General features: G+C 52.5%; 14 protein-coding genes. 13 read left to right on the top strand and 1 reads right to left on the bottom strand.

What is annotated here, in order from left to right; genetic code table 11:
• Window positions 1-516 precede the first annotated feature (516 nt).
• The 13 genes from GRH90_RS04830 to GRH90_RS04770 all read left to right on the top strand — a co-directional run bounded on the left by GRH90_RS04830 (window position 517) and on the right by GRH90_RS04770 (window position 16,487).
• Window positions 517-1,413, top strand: coding sequence for a LysR family transcriptional regulator (locus GRH90_RS04830; protein ID WP_162364772.1), 897 nt, complete (start codon window positions 517-519; stop codon window positions 1,411-1,413).
• A gap of 488 nt (window positions 1,414-1,901) precedes the next feature.
• Entirely contained in the window at window positions 1,902-2,897 is a 996-nt protein-coding gene (locus GRH90_RS04825; protein WP_162364771.1) for an enoyl-CoA hydratase/isomerase family protein, read from the top strand.
• A gap of 256 nt (window positions 2,898-3,153) precedes the next feature.
• A complete protein-coding gene (locus tag GRH90_RS04820) occupies window positions 3,154-3,993 on the top strand; it encodes a beta-keto acid cleavage family enzyme (protein ID WP_162364770.1) in 840 nt (279 codons plus the stop codon).
• A gap of 58 nt (window positions 3,994-4,051) precedes the next feature.
• Window positions 4,052-5,221, top strand: coding sequence for a thiolase family protein (locus GRH90_RS04815; RefSeq protein WP_162364769.1), 1,170 nt, complete (start codon window positions 4,052-4,054; stop codon window positions 5,219-5,221).
• A gap of 2 nt (window positions 5,222-5,223) precedes the next feature.
• A complete protein-coding gene (locus GRH90_RS04810) occupies window positions 5,224-5,889 on the top strand; it encodes a CoA transferase subunit A (protein WP_162364768.1) in 666 nt (221 codons plus the stop codon).
• Window positions 5,886-6,530: a CoA-transferase gene (locus GRH90_RS04805; RefSeq protein ID WP_162364767.1), complete on the top strand. Its 645-nt coding sequence runs from the start codon at window positions 5,886-5,888 to the stop codon at window positions 6,528-6,530. Before GRH90_RS04810 ends, GRH90_RS04805 begins: the two co-directional genes overlap by 4 nt.
• A 169-nt stretch (window positions 6,531-6,699) precedes the next feature.
• Window positions 6,700-8,058, top strand: coding sequence for an MFS transporter (locus tag GRH90_RS04800; protein WP_162364766.1), 1,359 nt, complete (start codon window positions 6,700-6,702; stop codon window positions 8,056-8,058).
• Window positions 8,059-8,284: 226 nt separating this feature from the next.
• Window positions 8,285-9,463, top strand: coding sequence for an acetyl-CoA C-acetyltransferase (locus GRH90_RS04795; RefSeq protein WP_162364765.1), 1,179 nt, complete (start codon window positions 8,285-8,287; stop codon window positions 9,461-9,463).
• A gap of 350 nt (window positions 9,464-9,813) precedes the next feature.
• On the top strand, window positions 9,814-11,727 hold the full coding sequence (locus GRH90_RS04790) for an FAD-dependent oxidoreductase (RefSeq protein ID WP_162364764.1): 1,914 nt from the start codon (window positions 9,814-9,816) through the stop codon (window positions 11,725-11,727).
• Between the two features lie 154 nt (window positions 11,728-11,881).
• Entirely contained in the window at window positions 11,882-12,568 is a 687-nt protein-coding gene (locus tag GRH90_RS04785) for a 4Fe-4S dicluster domain-containing protein (protein WP_162364763.1), read from the top strand.
• A complete protein-coding gene (gene nrfD / locus GRH90_RS04780; RefSeq protein WP_162364762.1) occupies window positions 12,565-13,503 on the top strand; it encodes a cytochrome c nitrite reductase subunit NrfD in 939 nt (312 codons plus the stop codon). Before GRH90_RS04785 ends, nrfD begins: the two co-directional genes overlap by 4 nt.
• The gene (locus tag GRH90_RS04775; RefSeq protein WP_162364761.1) at window positions 13,504-14,889 is read left to right on the top strand and encodes an MFS transporter; all 1,386 of its coding nucleotides are present in this window, start codon (window positions 13,504-13,506) and stop codon (window positions 14,887-14,889) included.
• A 251-nt stretch (window positions 14,890-15,140) separates the two neighbouring features.
• Window positions 15,141-16,487 carry a carbohydrate porin gene (locus GRH90_RS04770; RefSeq protein WP_162364760.1) on the top strand — a complete coding sequence of 449 codons (1,347 nt, stop codon included), beginning with the start codon at window positions 15,141-15,143 and terminating at the stop codon, window positions 16,485-16,487.
• A gap of 30 nt (window positions 16,488-16,517) precedes the next feature.
• Here GRH90_RS04770 and GRH90_RS04765 read toward each other — a convergent pair whose 3' ends face one another.
• Window positions 16,518-18,029 (bottom strand): sigma-54 interaction domain-containing protein, encoded by a 1,512-nt coding sequence (locus GRH90_RS04765; RefSeq protein ID WP_162364759.1) that lies wholly within the window; start codon window positions 18,027-18,029, stop codon window positions 16,518-16,520.
• Between the last annotated feature and the right edge of the window lie 153 nt (window positions 18,030-18,182).

The raw sequence follows: 18,182 nt of genomic DNA, 5'->3' as shown, positions 1-18,182 counted from the left end.
GCGCAACCCGTGGATTGAACTGATGGGGCGGGCGCAATCCGGGGAGGACTTAGGCGCGGAATTTGACGTCCGTAGTCTTGTACTGGCACTCAAAGCGAACACGGATGGCTCGCTGGTGGGGACGGGGACCGCGAGAAGGGATTATGGATACGTTCCTACTATTTTTACATGAAACAGTGACCCGCAATCACCGGTGCCGACATATGCGGCAATTACCGAAATATGTTGCCAAGGTCATCAAAGCGGTGTCCCCATTGCCCCGGCAACGGACAGGGCTAACAAAAAGGGGGCGCTATTAAGCGCGGTTATTTAGGCGGCGGCAATTAAATATTCTTTAACATTTAAATCACATTTGAATTAAATATATCCGCGTTATGCCGTTGTTTAATTGTGACTATGCATAAACAGCATAACTAAAGCCCCATCAGAGCAACGCTCTTTGATGGGTCTCACAGTTTAGCCTATGACTCTCCAGTAGGATAAGGACATGTATTATTCAGTGAAAAGAGAATTATCATGGAAATTAAAATTTTACATGAGTTTGTTTTATTATCGAAAACACTGAATTTTACTAAAGCCGCGCAAAAAATGAATATCACTCAGCCGGTATTAAGTCGGCATATGAAATATTTGGAGGAGTATTTTGAAGCCAGTTTCTTTAAACGCGACACCCATAAGGTTGAACTGACTACCGCGGGGAAATTTTTTTCCGAAGAAGCAGGTAAAATATTGTTCCAATATGAAACGTCGGTATCGGCGATTCAGTCTTTTACCGGAAAAAGCCGACGCCGGCTTGCCATAACTTTCCTGGGGGAGGCTATCCAGAAATTTTTAATTACTTTTCTGACGCAGTTTCGCGCCAAGCATAGCGATATCGCCATAGAATGCCGCGATAGCGAGCTGGATGAAGCCCTCTCTTTACTGAATAATCACACCAGCGATATAGGCTTTCTTATCAGACCTAATTTTATGGCCAATGAATCGAGATTTTGCACGCTGCCTTTCCAAACCGATCCGCTGTGCGTGGTGGTAAATAAATGTCATCCCCTGGCAGGACGCGGTAGCGTTTCCCTGCGTGAGGTCAGCGAATGGCCGATAATGCGCATTGACCCCCGGGAATTTTCCTTGTCCGATGAATACAGCACCCGTTTCTTGACCATTCATAACATTGACTTCACCCTGGATAAAGAATACCCCAATCTTAAGACCTGCTGTTTTAACCTGGAATTTACCGACCGCGCGGTGCTCCTGATGCCCAGGCACCGGAAATATCTGATCGGCCAGAACTGCGTCATGCAGGACATTGTCGAAGAGGATTGCTGGTTCAACCTGGAACTGGTATGGGATAACAAAAATACCAATCCCTCGGTGGCCACATTCTTGAGGGAGTTTAAAACTTTTTTAAAACAATAGGTTGAAGTATCACGCCTTAACCCACCCTAGATGCATATGCATCAAGCCTTCATTTACAGCTGAATGCTAATTAAAATTTAATTAAGCAGTCACAAATATATCTATAGCTATATTCTTCGTTATGTCCAACTCCGCGCGTGTGCTTATGGGTTTATTAATTTTCATGTTTCATGATATTTTAATAAAAACTGCCGTTCCTATTTTTAACCGATAGTGATAATTATTGGGTAATTTATTATTTTATTTTTATGATGTAGGTCACATATTTTTCTTCAAAAATCCGCCGTCACTCGGCAGAGTTGCCAAAATGGTTATGCCGAAAATAGATAGCCGAAAAAATAAAAAGAATTTCCGCCTGTTGTATGGCGATGGTACATTTTTTTATGGTTAGAAAACACCAGGCCAAGAAATGTGGGTCACATGACCTAAATTTGTATTGCTTCCACCTCTAATGGATTCTAATTAATAAAGCTACAAAGGAGTAAACCATGGCGATTAAAGCCAATTACGAGTCTGATCATGGAAAACGTAAAGAAATGTCCCATAAGGAACTGGGAACAATTCCTCATATGCGTTTCGAAGAGTATTCGGAAAAATTGAAACACTGCTTCACCATGAAACGGGAAAACGGAATTCTCGAAGCCCGGCTGCATACCAACGGCGACAGCCTGCAGTGGGGTGCTCCCGCGCATCAGGCCCTGCACTATTTTTTCGACTGGGCCGGCAGGGATCCAGACAACGAGGTCATCATCCTCGGTGGGACGGGAAAGGACTTTATGAAGGGCATCGGCCGGCTTGACGATCAGGGCAACTGGGGTCCGGCTACCGAGTTCAACTCCGCGCCGGAAGAAGCCTGGAAGATGTATGAATATCAATATTATGACGGTACCAACGATATTGAAGGCCAGGTATTCGATGTGGAAGTGCCCACCATCGGCGTATGGAACGGCGCCGCTTTCCACACCGATCTGGTGCTTTTCAGCGATCTTACCCTTTGTACCGAGGATGCCTGGACCACGGATATGCACTTCCGGGTCAACATGGTCCCCGGCGACGGCATCGGCATTGCCTGGCGGGAACTGATGGGCCGCAAGAGATATGCCTATGCGGAACTGACCGGCGAGATCATCACTGCCCGTAAGGCCCTGTCCCTCGGTATGGTCAACGAGATCTGTCCCGATACGGAATCCTGCTATGCCAGAGCCAGGGAAATAGCCGAGCTTATTATGCGGACCGGTACCCGCGTCACCCGCCGCATCACCACTCAGCAACTGCGGAAAGCCTGGAAGGAAGACATCGCCAACGAGCTTCGCAACGCTTTCTCCACGGAAATGTTCGTGACCGCTACCGAACACAGTCCCCACGAAGTCAATTATTGGCACTGGGCGCACGAAGAGGCCGAACTGGTCAAGGCGGCCGAGAAGAAAGGCAAGGTCGTCCGGCCGCGTGTCAACGGCGGCCAGGAAGAAGACGAGATCAAGTAGCAGGCTTGTCTCAACAGGCCCGGTAACGGACTACCCGCCATCGCATGTCGCCGGAGGTGGCCGGCTATACGGCCACCTCAACGCAAAATGAAACGGCGCATTTCTGCTGATTATCGTCGCCGCGGCATCGTTGTTGGCGATACGCGGGGCACTGGCGCGCCATCTTCTGGAACGGTGCGCTACGCCCTGGCTGTCGCTATATCCGGGTAACCTTTTACTGGCAAAAAATTCATAAAAACTGTAAGCGGGGTAGGCCATGAATACAGGGAACGACGTGATTATTTCCGCTGCATTGACCGGCGCGGTGACACCAAAAGACATTAATGAAAATATTCCGCTGACACCGGAAGAAATTGCCGCAGATGCTTACCGCTGCTGGCAGCGGGGCGCGGCCATCGTTCATCTCCATATGCGCGACGATGACGGGCTGGGTACGATGGACCGCGGGAAATTTGCCGAAACCATCCGTCTGCTGCGCGCCCGCCATGACTGCGATGTGATTATCAACTGCACCACGTCCGGCGACCATAGGGCCAGCGATAAGCAGCGGCAGGAACATGTGGCCAACCTGAACGGGATAGAAATCGCTTCCTGGGACGCTGGCTCCTTTAACTGGATGCCCGGCGGCGTGTTTATCAATTCCCCGCAGTTTTTAGGCGCCCTCGGCGAGGTGCTGACCGCCCGGGGCATCAAACCGGAAGTGGAAATCTTCGATGCCGGCATGCTGGGCATCGCTGACTATTTTATCGAGCAGGGCAAGCTGCCCAGGCCGCTGCATTATCAATTCTGCCTCGGCGTGCCGGGGGGAATGCCCGCCACGGTGGAGAACCTGCTTTATCTCTCCGCGCATATTCCCGCCGACGCCACCTGGTCGGCGTTCGGTGTCGGCAAGGCCCATATGCCCATGCTGTACGCCGCCATCGCATTGGGCGGACATGTCCGCGTGGGGCTGGAAGATAATGTCTATTTCAGCAAGGGCGTAAAGGCGTCCAACGAGCAGTTGGTAGAGCGTGCCGCACAGGCAATCCGCTTGTTCGGCAAAGAGGTGGCCACACCCGAACGGGCGAGAAAACTGCTGGGACTCCGGCCGCTATAAACCAGGCTTTTCCCGGGTCCGCACAGTGAGGCCCGCAGGCATGCAAAAGAAGGTTGTTATGAGAGAAGCAGTCATCGTATCGGCGGTTCGTACCCCGGTGGGCAAATGCCGCGGCGTGTTGGCGCCGGTACCGGCGCATATTCTGGGCGCCCTTGCCGTCAAAGAAGCCGTGAACCGGGCGAACATCGAGCCGGAAAGCATTGATGATGTCATATTCGCCAACCTGATGAATAACGAAATCAACAATATGGGCCGGATGGTGGCGCTGGAAGCCGGCTTGCCGGTTTCCGTGCCGGGGATAACCCTGGACCGCCAGTGCGCCGCGTCGCTGAACGCGCTGGCCTATGGCGCCATCCAGATCATGGCCGGTTTCGCCGATGTGATTGTCGCCGGCGGGGTGGAAAGCGATTCCCGCCGCACCTGGTCGCTGGAAAAGACCGACAGCGCCTATTCGGTACAGCCGCCGCGGTTTGTGGATATCCATACCTCGCCGGATAGCCTGGGCAACCCTCCTATGGGTATCACCGCCGAAAATGTGGCCGCCAGGTATGGCTTGACCCGCTCCCAGCTTGACGAGTTCGCGCTGCGTAGCCACCGGTTGGCCAGCGCCGCCTGGCAGATGGGCCGGTTTGACGAACAGATCGTGCGGGTGCCCGTAACCGATAAAAAAGGCCGGTTAACCCCGGTATCCCGCGATGAGCCGCTGCGCCCCGATTGTTCCCTGGAAGCCCTGGCTTCCCTGCGGCCCAGTTTCAAGGAGGACGGCGTGGTGACCGCCGGCAACAGTTCGCCGATGAGCGACGGCGCGGGGGCCATGGTGTTGATGGAGCGCTTGCTGGCGGAAAAAAATGGTCAGGAGATCCTGGGGGTCTTTCGCGGCTATGCGGCGACGGGAGTGGATCCCAACCTGATGGGACTCGGTCCCATCGCCGCTACCGCCAAGCTGCTGAAGCAGGCGGGTCTGGCGGTAAGCGATATCGATTTATGGGAGTTGAACGAGGCTTTTGCCGCCCAGTCCATTGCCTGTATTCGGGAAATCGGCATGGATCCCACACGGGTTAATCCGAATGGCGGCGCTATCGCCCTGGGACATCCCCTGGCGGGCACCGGGGCGATCCTGACCGCGAAAACCCTGTATGAAATGAAACGCCGCAACCTGGACAAAGCTGTTATCACCTTCTGTGTTGGTGGCGGCCAGGGTGTGGCGGTATTGCTGACGAGGAATTGACCATGCCGGGAAAAATTGTCTCATCCGAAGAAATCACCCGTTTGTTTGAGGACGGCCAGACATTGCTTTGCGGCGGTTTTGCCAATTGTGGTGTGCCTAACCGCCTTATCCAGTGCGTCATAGACAGCGGGGCGAAGCACCTAACCCTGATTTCCAATGATTCCGGCGACGCCGACCTCACCGTTGGCCGCCTGATTCATCACGGTCTGGTCGATAAACTCATTGCTTCCCATATCGGTCGCAATACCGAAACCGTGGCGCTGGTGGAGGCCGGCAAAATCAAGTTGGAGCTGGTGCCGCAAGGGAGCCTGGCGGAGCGGATCCGCTGCGGCGGCTCGGGATTGGGGGGTGTTCTGACCCAGACCGGCCTGGGTACCGTGGTGGAGGAGGGAAAACATCGGGTGGTGGTGAACGGCGAAGTGTTTTTGCTGGAAACCGCGCTGCGGGCGGATATCGCCCTGGTGCGCGCCCGTACCGCCGATCCGCTGGGCAACCTGACCTATCGCGGCACCATGCGCAACTTTAATCCCCTGGTGGCCAAGGCGGCACGGACGACCCTGGTGGACGCGGACATGCTGGTGGATATCGATGAATTCGGTGTGGATCGCATCGTGACCCCCGGCGTGTATGTGGACAAAATCCTGGCAACCCAAGGAGTACGCCAATGAATGCTCGTAACAGGATAGCAAAACGCGCCGCCGGGTATTTTACCGCCGGCGATGTGGTCAATCTGGGCATCGGCATTCCCAGCCTGTGCGGCGATTATGCGGTCCCCGGCGTGATGTTCCATACCGAAAACGGTCTGGTGGGCATGGGTCCGCTGATCACGGGACCGCTGGCGGTGGAAGGGTTCTGCAATGCCACCGGCATGCGTTTCGCGCCGGTGCCCGGCGCCAGTTCATTCGACAGCGCGGAATCCTTCGGGCTGGTCCGTTCCGGCAAGCTGGCCGCGTCGGTGCTGGGCGCCCTGCAGGTGGCGCAAAACGGCGATCTGGCCAACTGGGCGCAGCCCGGCCGGGTGTTCGGCATGGGCGGGGCGATGGATCTGGTGAACGGCGCCCGGCAGGTGATTATCACCATGGAACTCTGCGCTAAAGACGGCGCGCGAAAAATCGTCAACGCCTGCAGTTATCCCCTGACGGGCAAACACTGTGTCAATCATATCGTCACCGAACAGTGTGTGCTTGACGTTACCGAGGACGGACTGGTGCTGGTGGAACTGTTGGCGGGATTAACCCCGGAGGACATCCAGCGCCAGGTGGAGCCTCGGCTGATTGTAGCCGATTCCTTGAAAATCATGGAAATATAACCTCCGGAGGACCCGTGACGAAATACGCTTTAGGCAAATTTGCGCTGGATTACACCGCGGGCGATAACGTCGAACCTGTGCCGGAATGCTGGAAAACGCGCGGGCCATCCCGATAAACCCACTACGCGTCCCCGGGCGGAGCCTGGTTGCGTACAATGAGCTTACCATTATGACTGGGCAAGAAAAAAAACTGGCGCTGCCACAGAAGAGTCGCGATCTTGCTACCCGGGGGGACGATCTTCTTTCCGCCACCAAAAGCAGTTTTGGGCCTCATGGCTGGACCATTATCTTTTTCCAGGCCCTGATGTTCTGGCTTGCCGCCGGCGCAGTGACCCACGGTCTGAATGTGATTCTGCCCGCCTTGTCCAACACCTTTACCCTGGATTACAACGCGCTGTTGGCGCTGGCGACCCCCGCCTCCTGGGCTTCCATCCTGGCGGGGCCCCTTTGTGCCAGATTGTGTGAAAAGAAGGGGCCAAAATTCAATATCGTTTTTTGCCTTATCGCCTGCGGATTGTGTTTCGGCCTGCTGGGGTACTGGGGGACGCTAACCGGGTTCACCGTACTGTTTGCCGGGGTCTGTTTTTTCGGGACTGGCTTCGCCTATCTGGGCGGAACCGCCCTTATCGCCAATTGGTTTATCCATAAACAGGGTCTGGCCCTGGGCTGGTGCACCATGGGGCAAACCTTTTCCAGCGCCTTTTTCGTGCCGGTGCTGGCCGGCTTCTTCTCATGGTTCGGCGTTCATAACGGATTTTGGGGCGTGTCGCTGTTGATGTTCGTCACCGCGCTGCTGGTGGCGCTATTTGCCGCCAACAAACCGGAAGACATCGGCTGTGCGCCGGACAATGCACCCATAACCGTCGAAGAGCTGGCCGAACGGGTCCGCGAGCATAAAGACTATATTTGTCCGGTCACCACCGGTCAATTGCTGCGCATGAAGGACGTCTGGTTCATGGGCATCGCCACCGGCGGTATCTATATCATGCTGGTGGGGGTGGTGAGCCAGATGGTGCCCCGGTTGATGGACATGGGATTCGCACTGAGCACCGCTATCTTTTATATGACCCTCTCGGCACTGTTCGGCACCTTTGGCGCCTATGGCTGGGGTTGGCTAAATCAAAAGGTGGGGATCAAAGCGGCGATCATGATTTACACCCTGTGGTGGATGGTGTCGGTGGTTATCAACATCTTCCAGTTCAACGCGCTGACCCTGTGGATCTCCCTGCTGATGATCGGTTTTAGCCTGGCGGGCGCCACCAATTTAAGCACCGCGCTGATTGCCACTAAATTTCCACGCCGAACCTATATCCGGGCCATCGGCATCATCGCGCCGATCCAGTCCATTGTGCGCTGCTTCGCTTTTTCCATTCTGGCGGTGGGATTGACCTATCTGGGGGGATACGCCGGTGCTTATCTCCTGCTGGTGGCTGTCGGGGCCGTGACGTTGATTTTGATTTGGCAAACCGATGTGACGCCCATTGAAACCCTGCCGGCAACGCCCGGCGAACAACCCGGTATTCGTTAACGGAGGAAAGTGAATCAAATAAAAATCTTCCCAGACCATGATATTACGCGGCGTATTAAAACAATATTAAGACGCTGGTTAACAGGATTGCGGACAAGATGCCGGAAATATTAACGGCTGTGCTTATTCATCCGGGAGAAATCGGGCGCAGATTAAATAATAACAGGCATTTTTAAAAAACCAGGTTTTCCTGGAGAAATAAAATGAGATTTATCAAGAGGTCAATATGACGGGAATTGTAATTGCCAGTGCCGTGCGTACCGCAATCGGCAGCTTTGGCGGTGGCCTGGCTTCGCTGGCGGCACCCCGGCTGGGCGCACTGGTGGCGCGGGAAAGTATCAGGCGTGCCGGTATCCAGCCCGATATTATCGACGAGGTTTTCCTGGGCAATGTCCTGCAAGCGGGATTGGGGCAAAATCCGGCCCGTCAGGCGATGTTTCATGCCGGCATCGATGAAAAGACCCCGGCAACCACCGTGAATGTTGTCTGCGGATCCGGATTGAAAAGCGTGATCCTGGCGGCTCAGGTTATCGCCGCGGGCGATGCGCAGATTGTCCTGGCGGGGGGGATGGAAAATATGTCGGCGGCGCCCTATCTGCTGGATAAAGCCCGCTGGGGCTACCGGATGGGGGAAGGCACTATTACCGACAGCATGGTACATGACGGACTGTTTTGCAGTCTTAATCAATACCATATGGGCATCACCGCCGAAAATGTCGCTGCCCGTTATAACATCAGCCGGCTGGAGCAGGATAACATCGCCCTGCGCTCGCAGCAGCGGGCGGTGGCGGCCATTGGCAACGGCGCGTTTCGTAATGAGATCCTACCGGTCATCCTGAACGGCAAAAAAGGCGACGTTATTTTCGATACGGATGAGCATCCCCGCGGGGATGCCAGCGCCGAGGGTCTGGCCAAGCTGCGTCCGGCCTTCACGCCGGAGGGCAGCGTCACGGCGGGCAATGCTTCCGGCATCAATGACGGCGCGGCCGCGCTGGTGGTAATGAGCGAAGCCCGGGCCAGCTCGCTAAATATCCGGCCGTTAGCGCGGATCCGTGGTTATGCCACTTGCGGCGTCGATCCGGCTTTTATGGGCATCGGACCGGTGCCGGCAGTGCGCGCGGCCCTGAAGAAGGCTGGCCTGGGCATCGGTGATATTGACCTGATCGAGGCCAATGAAGCCTTTGCCGCGCAGTTCGCCGCGGTGGGCCATGAGCTGGGGCTGGATGAGGACAAGACCAATGTCAACGGCGGCGCGATTGCCCTCGGTCATCCCATCGGCGCCTCTGGCGCCAGGATTTTGGTAACGCTGTTATATGCCCTGGCGGCCCGGGACAAAACCTTCGGCCTGGCAACCCTCTGTGTCGGCGGGGGATTAGGGGTGGCGGTCGTGGTAGAACGCTTTTGACATCCGTCTTGCCGACAAAGGGAAAGCTATGGATTGTTGATAAAAAATAATGACGGCAATAATTTAAGGCAAAGGAGCAGGTTGTTAATTCATAAATGCATTGAAAATATAAAAATGCATGATGACTATTTTAGCAGGCCAGTCTTGCATTCCGATCTTGACGATGCCGTTTATCACCGGGATTGAAACCAGACATAATAAGCGAGGTGAGGTTGGACATGACGTGTAATAAAGCTGATTGCAATCATTTTACCTTATGTGCCCGACGGAATCAGGCGCGGATTAATATTGGCACCAACTTTGCTCAATATCGTAGGTAAATAAAACTTATATAAGCGGATCGATATTCTATGAAAAACGATTATGTGAAAAAGAGATTACCGGCTTTAGTTGCGCTCATTTTGGGCTGCACCCTAGGTTTTTCGGCCAATGCGGCCGTTACCGCCGGCGACTATACGGCTTCGGCCAAAGGCCTGGAAAGCGATGTCAAGGTCACGGTTTCCATTGATCAAACGGGAACGATTAATAATATCGTCGCCGATGCGTCCGGTGAAACCCCTGAATTGGGGGGCGTAGCGGGACCTCAGGTCGCCAAGTCCATCGTCGATCATCAAAGCCTGGACGTAGACGGCATGACCGGCGCCACCGAAACCAGCGATGCCGTTAAGCAAGCCACCAAGGCGGCCTTGCTCAAGGCCGGCGCGGATATCGGTAAATATACCGGCGGGCCGGCTAAGACCGCCGCCGCCCCGGTTGCCGATGAAGAAAAAACGGTGGATGTCGTGGTAATGGGGGGCGGCACTTCCGGCACCGCGGCCGCACTGGCAGCGGCGGAAAAAGGCGCCAAGGTACTGGTGGTTGAGAAATCAGCGGTAGTGGGCGGCAGCGGCAATATGGCCAGCGGCTTTTTTGCCGTGGAATCATCGCTGCAAAAATCGTTAGGCATGAAATATACCGCGCAGGACCTGACCCACAGATTGCTGGATTATAACCACTATTTATCCGATGGCCCGCTGACCAAAGCCATTGTGGATAAATCGGGTTCAACGGCTGATTGGATGGAAAAGCACGGAGTGAAGCTGGAAATCAAGACCGCCACCAAAAATACCAATCAGCTGCAGCAGGCACACATGGATGATCCCATCAAGTCCGATATTTACCATCATTATCTGGATACCAATGCCGCCTATAAGAGTCTGTATACCAGTTTCCAGAAATCCGGCGGAGAATTGATCAAGAATACCGCGGTTAAATCATTGATTCAGGAAAAGGATGGCAACGTCACCGGTTTGATTGCACAAAAAGCGGACGGTGGAAAAATAATTGTTCATGCCAAAGCGGTCATTATTGCCAGCGGGGGATTTGGCGGCAATGAAAAACTGGTTAGGGAAGTGATGAATACGCCGAACATTCATGTACTGGCATGGCCGAATCAGGGTGAGGGCGTCAGAATGGCTTGGGCCGCCGGCGGAGCGGAATGGAGTTTTCATTCCGCGTTGATTCATGCCTGTAAATTGGTGGGCATCACTTCGTCAGCCTCCGCCGATAAAGGCAACGCCGAAAATGATAGCCCTCTTATTTGGTTGTTGAAATCGCCCTTATTATGGGTGGATGCCAACGGTGAACGATTCGGCGATGAAGGCCTGGTCTATGATACGGCTTACTGGGCTAATGTGTCGTATTCGGCGGGCGGTAAATATTACATCATTCTCGATAGCCAGACGTTGAATGCTTACACCAAGAAAACATTCCCGTTTCCTTTATCAGGCGCCGGCCCGGCCAATCCACCCAAGGGCGGTGATTTCGTGGCGCTGGCGGATGCCGCTGTTGACGGTGGCAAAAGCAAAAATATCTTCAAAGGGCAGACTCTGGAAGCGTTGGCAAAAAACATGGGTGTGGAAGCCGGTCAATTGGAAAAAACCGTGGCCCGCTATAACGATCTGGTAAAAGCCAAATCAGATCCGGATTATGGCAAAAAGCCTGATTATTTGATTTATCCGGTGAAATCCGGCCCATATTATGCGTTTGAAACACAAGTGGTCAGCTTAAGCAGTATTGGCGGGGTGCGGGTAAATGCCAAATTACAGGTCACCGATATTAATGCCAAACCTGTCCCGGGGTTGTACGCGGTAGGGAATGTTGCCGCCGGTTTCTACAGCGGACCGTCTTACCCGCCTTATGAAGGTTTAGCCAATGGTTTTGCATTGAACTCAGGTCGCATTGCCGGAGAAAATGCGGCGGGAACAATAGCAGCGGGTAATTAATAAATGGTGGAGCAAAATCGGATAAGCAATATCTTATAGCTGCTCGTTTATTAAGCGATATTGGCTGGAGAAACAAGGAAGCATTACCACTTGCCGGGTTCTTCCGGCAGGTGATGGGGCATTGCTTCCGCATTATTTTAATCAAGAGGTCGGTATGGGCGTGTCACGGCGTGGATTTATCATGGGGGTAGGCAGCGCTGTATTGGCGGCCAATCCAGTCAACCGTATTCTGGCGGAAGTCATTAACCCGCAGACCCTCGTCATCGGTAATATCCGCTATGGCATGATCCATGACGAAACCCGTTGCATCGGATGCCGTGCCTGTATTCTAGCCTGCCATAAAGTGAATCAGGTTCCGGCGGAGGTCACGCGGTTGGATATTCTGGATAACGGCACATACCGGGAGCTGAACAAAACCTCGCGACAGTTTGTGCGTAAATCCTGTCAGCATTGCGATAACCCGCCGTGCGTGGAGGTTTGTCCCACCGGCGCCTCTTACAAAGACGAGAAAACGGGCATAGTGGATGTTCACCACGATCGTTGCGTAGGATGCCGGTACTGTATTGCCGCCTGTCCCTACCAGGTTCGTTTTATCCATCCGCTATCAAAAACGGCGGATAAGTGTAATTTCTGCCGGGATACCAATCTGGCCGCCGGTAAGCCACCCGCCTGCGTGGCGATTTGCCCGGTGAAGGCGTTGACCTTCGGTAATCTGGACGATCCCGATAGTGATATTGCCAAACTCATCGCCAGCAAAACCGTATACCGAAACAAACTGTATTTAGGCACTTCCCCCAAGCTCTACCATATAGCGGGTAAATTTGGAGAAATACGAGAATGAACGCTGCGTTTCATTTCGATACCCTGGTCTGGGATTGGCCTATTGCGATTTACCTGTTATTGATAGGTATTTCATCAGGCATGATAATAATAGCCGTGTTGCTTAAAAGGCAAATTCTGGTGGTCAATGCGGTCAACGACAGCATCATCAGGGCGACAACCATTATCGCGCCGTTAGCGGTGACCCTGGGGCTGGTGATTCTTATTTTTCATTTGGCGCGCCCGTGGACGTTTTGGTATTTGATGGTGTTTTACAACCCCCATTCGGTTATGTCACTGGGGGTCATGTTATTCCAGATTTACATGCTGATGTTGATTCTCTGGATAATCGCTATTTATCAGGAAAAGATTACCGATATCATTCATCCGGCCTGGGTAAGCCGGCTGGTGCGCCTTATCGCCGGATGGGAGCGTGGGCTTGATGGCATTATGGTTTTTTTGGCGGTCCTGTTAGGCGTCTATACCGGCTTTCTGCTGCTCGCCTTAAAATCCTACCCGTTATTGAACAATCCGGTCTTGCCGCTGCTTTTCCTGGCCTCCGGCCTGACGTCGGCGGTTGCCATGGCGATATTTTGCGGACTGGTATTCTATAAACAATCGGTCCATTCACCGTCACTGGCTTTTATTCACCGGCTGGAACTGCCGCTCATTATGATAGAGCTTGGCCTGCTGGCGGTTTTTTTTATCGGTCTGATTTTTAGCGGCGGGCAAAAGGAAGTGGCGGCGTTAACCTCGTTAAGGGGTTTTTGGGGGGCGGTCTTTTGGCTGGGTATTGTGGGGCTGGGTATTTTATTACCCATCGCTTTAACGTTGTTGTGCAGCGAACGGATTAAATTCAATAAAGCTTACCTGGTGACCATGTCCGGTATCGGACTTTGCAGCGTGTTAATGCTTCGCATGTTTATTTTGTATGCGGGACAGATGGTAATGGCATAAATGAACAACCTAACCGGGCTTCTAAGAATTGCATCATTAACTTTTTTCATGCAATCATTGGATACTACTATGTTATATCTGGCTGTCCCCTCCATGGCGGAGGCATTGCATCAGTCCTCCCTGAGCATGGGGACGGTGGTTGTTTCCTATATGCTGACGGTGCTGGTATTTACGCCGGTATGTGGATGGCTGGCGGATACCTATGGTTATCGGCGAATCTATCTATTATCGCTGGGCTTATTTACCCTGGGGTCTTTTTTGTGCGCCTCGGCGGATACGTTGACCGGTATTATCCTGGCGCGTTTTTTACAGGGCATGGGGGGGGCGTTAATGTTGCCGGTGGCGCGGGTTGTCATTTTGAAAACAACCTTGCCGGCGGAAAAGTTATCCGCCTTGAATAAAATCACCTTATTGGGATTAGGGGGTACGCTACTGGGGCCGCCGTTAAGTGGGCTACTGATAACCGCATTCTCCTGGCGAATGATTTTCCTGGTAAATATTCCCCTATGCCTGATTTGTTTTGTCTTGGCAAAAAAATATATGCCGGAACAGATAAGATCAAACGTGCGGGGAAATTTCGATACGATAGGCTTTATGTTGGTGGTATCGGCATTATTATTTATCTTGCTTGGCTTGTTGGGTATCGGTAAACAATATTTTACCAGCTTGTGGGTAATGACATTCTTCCTGATAGCAATGGTGTTGTTGTATAGCTATAAAAATCACCAGGATAACACCGTTGAGCCGTTATTTACGCTTTCGTTGTTTCGGCACAGAACTTTTGCCGTGGGTATCGCCAGTAATATTTGCGTGCGGATTTTTTTAGCGTCGGCACCCTTGGTCCTGTCGCTGATGTTGCAACTGGAGTTTAATTATTCACCGGCGGGGGTCAGTATCATTATGCTGTCGCTGGCGGCAGGATCGTTAAGCGCCAGGTTCCTGCTGCGGCCGGCATTGGAATGGTGCGGGTACCGGTGTTTATTGCTTATAGCGACGACGGCGAGCGCTACGTTGATTTATTCTTTGACCCTTTCGGCTTTGAACGGCTCGCTGAATATCATTGTTGTATTGATATTTATACTAGGGATTTTTACCTCTGTTCTCTATGCCACAATGAACACCTTGACGTTCAGTGAGTTAACGGATGACACCTATAATGCCGGCAACAGCTTGCTTATTCTGAGCCAGCTACTTTCAATCATAATAAGCGTTACGTTAACATTCACGTTGCTGCGTCATGTTAACTACGCAAGTAATGCAAAGGGGGTGGAAAATTACCATGTGTCATTTTTATTGATGAGTTTGGGACTGTTTTTATGTTGCTTTATTTTTTTACGCCTGGATAAGAACGATGGCGATGTTTTTATCCAGCGGGCGCAGAAATAAAACTGCAGCAATTTAAATAATTATCCTGCATGCCGGTAAAGCTGGTAGGCATGTCGGCCCGATTATGTTAACGGAATGTACCTTATCAATGATAACCAGAGGCGGAAAGACGACGCGCTGATAGCTCGACCGGAATAGGGCATGTTATCACCGTCGGACCATCATTGAATATATTAATGATCGGCCGTTTTCGCTTATTACCTCAAGGGGATAGAACAATGAAAATAACACCTCATAATATATGGACTTGCATGCTATGTTCCGGCGCGATCATGTGCGGCACGGTGCTAACGAACGGCGCGGCGCTGGCCGCCGACGACGCGGAATCCTCCGGCCGCCCGCTGTCCGACGCGGGGGCATGGCTGTCGGAGCACGGCGTCACCCCGCATATCATGGCGTCTCAGCTTTGGTTGGGCAACCCCAGCGCGGGGACCTTCACCAACGAGCAGCAAGCATATACGATGTTTTTCGCCGGCGCGGATTTCTCCCTGGATCGGATGGGACTGATTCCCGGCGGCACCGTCCACTTCATGCAGTTGTGGGTACCCTTCTCAAATAATACCTCATACGGCAATAGCGCCGGCGGTATGTTGGCCGGCGATCCGCCGCCCTATATCCCCAAGGTCGCGCATCTGCTGCGTTTTGGTTACGAACAGAAACTGTTTAACGACCAATTATCCATCGAAGTTGGCAAGAGCAACCCCGGCCAGTTTGTCGGTTTCAGCAACTGTAACGTGCCGTCATCCTGCGTGAATACCGTACTGAATAAAACGGCGGGGTTCGGACCCACGCCTTATGCCGGCTGGGGCGCGCGCGTCAGCTACCACTTTACGCCGGAGCTGGAATCCAACATCGGCGTCTGGCGCACCTATCAGGCGTTTCCGTTCACCAACGGCTGGGAACGGTGGGACGACGACTACGATTCCGGTAGTACCCTGCTGGTCGCCAACGTAGCGCGGCGCGTCAGCTGGCAGCAGGAACCCTATCCCTTCAACTGGGAAGCGCTGGCGTTCCACAACGATCTGCAATACGACGACGCCTACGCCACGGTGAACGGCACCTCAAAGGTGTACGACAGCAGCTCGGCGGTGCTGACCCATAAAGACGTCTCCGGCTTCTATCTTACGGCAAAAAAGGCCTTATGGCGGCGTGACGGCGGGGCTGACGCCCAGAATCCCGCGCCCAGCGCCGTGAGTCTGCACGGCAGCTGGTCGCAAACCCTGCAATCGGATGCCTACACGGGGATAGCCACGTTGGCCGACGTTGGGCTTATCTGGTCGGGACCCTGGCAGAGCCGTCCTTATGATAGTTACGGCTTGACTTTCCGCTGGGCCAGGATGACGGATGGAGAGCACCGCTACTTGCAGGATATGTACGATTCCCAGGGCGGAACGGGGTGGCGGGTGCCGCGTAACGAACAGCAGTTGAGCATCGACGCTTCCTTTATGCTGATGCCGGAAGTCAATTTGACGATGACCGGTTCTCGTGTCTGGAACAACACCAATTACCAGTATCCCTATACCAACGTCAAATCGGAGGATGGCTACACATTCTGGATCCAAGTCAACGTGATGTTGGAAAAACTACTCGGTCTGTGACAGTAACGAACAGAGGACATCGCCGGCCCGTCATGGCGCCGGCAATTCGCCTTTACGGCGATGATTCCTGATGGCAAATCGACTGGAGCTGCTGCGTCCCAGACCCAGAGATTGCATTTTCCTGACGATGGTGGGTTGGGACACCCCCAGGGCGGTAGCCATATGATAGGTACTTTTGTATTTTTCCGAGGCCAGCGCCAATACTGTCCTTTCGATTTGCGACAGCATATCCGGCAGGGAACTGTTATTGCGTATTTGCCTGGAGCAAAAATTAAACAATTCGTCGTCAATATTGTCAGACTGCGAACGTTGTTCGTTCTTGCCTAACAGTGGGGAGATTATTTCTTCGGTGATGAAGTTTTCATCGGAGCAAATATACAAATATTCAATGATATTTTCCAGTTCCCGGATGTTGCCGGGCCAGGCATAATCGACTAATATCTTCAATGTTTTCGTGGGAAATCTGATAATTCTATTATAAATGGCGTCAAATTTATGGAGAAAATGTTCGGTCAGTAACGGGATGTCGCTTTTTCTCTCCCGTAAAGGGATTAAATGAATGGGAATAAGGCTGAGCCGGTAAAAAAGATCTTCACGGAATTGCTTGTCGGCAATTTTTTTATCCAGATCGGAATGGGTAGCGGCAATGACCCGCACATTCAGTTTGACAGGCTTGGTGCTGCCCACACGGACGATTTCTTTTTGCTGCAAGACACGTGATAATCTAGCTTGAGCCTCGAAGGATAAGTCGTCGATTTCATCCAGGAATATCGTACCGCCGTTTGCCTGCTCAAAAAAGCCGGCTCTCCCTGAAGTAGCCCCGGTGAAGGCTCCTTTTTCATAGCCGAACAGTTCGCTTTCTATAAGACTCGCTGGTATCGCCGCGCAATTGAGTTTGATAAAAGGCCTGTCTGATCGTGCGCTTAATTTTTGGATATTCTCGGCCACGACTTCTTTACCCGTACCGGATTCCCCGCTAATTAAAACAGAAGCGTCCGTGTTGGCGAGCCTCAGCATAATCCGCTTAAGTTCTTCCATAGGTTTGCTGATACCGATCAAATTGGTAAAGGGTGGGGGCGCGGGCACCCCTTTTTTTCCCAACGGCGCATGATAGGATTCGAATGAATAAACAGGATAGTTAAATTTGGCATGTAATTTCTGAAAAAAAGATTGTGCATACAGTATTGAAACCACATGCTCAATTTTGTTTTCTTCATCGAGCACCGGCATGCCTGACACAAAAGCCATTTTTTCCGGTAACAGATGATGAACAAAAAACGCCATTGCCGCTTTCTTTTGTTTAAGGACCTCCATGGTAATCGCGTTTTTGAAATATTTCCCTTCTTTAATAATATCGTCAATGGTCCGGCCAAGGATCGCATCAGCGTCTATGATAGGGTTTTCCCTCAGGTAAGCCTGGTTGATATATTCCGTTACGCCATTGGAGTTGGTTATGTAGATGGGGCATTCCAGGGTATCGACGATTTTCTTAAAATCGATCCCAGTCTTGTTAGCCGTATGAAAAACATTTCCGCTGGACATGGTGGCCCTCTTGAAAACCGGTGATAGAAAAACATCCTGCCCTGGCGCAAAGGATCCGGTGCCGCGAAGATTTACCGGGAATGTCCTTGATGCCGATAAATGATGGTATTAAAGAATACAAAAGTTAATGTTAGATAAAGTTATAAATAAAAT

The sequence above is a fragment of the Acerihabitans arboris genome, assembly GCF_010131535.1.
In the GTDB taxonomy this organism is placed as follows: Bacteria; Pseudomonadota; Gammaproteobacteria; order Enterobacterales; family Enterobacteriaceae; genus Acerihabitans; species Acerihabitans arboris.
Note: the sequence above shows the minus strand (reverse complement) of the source record. Positions and strands in the feature narration are given on the sequence as shown.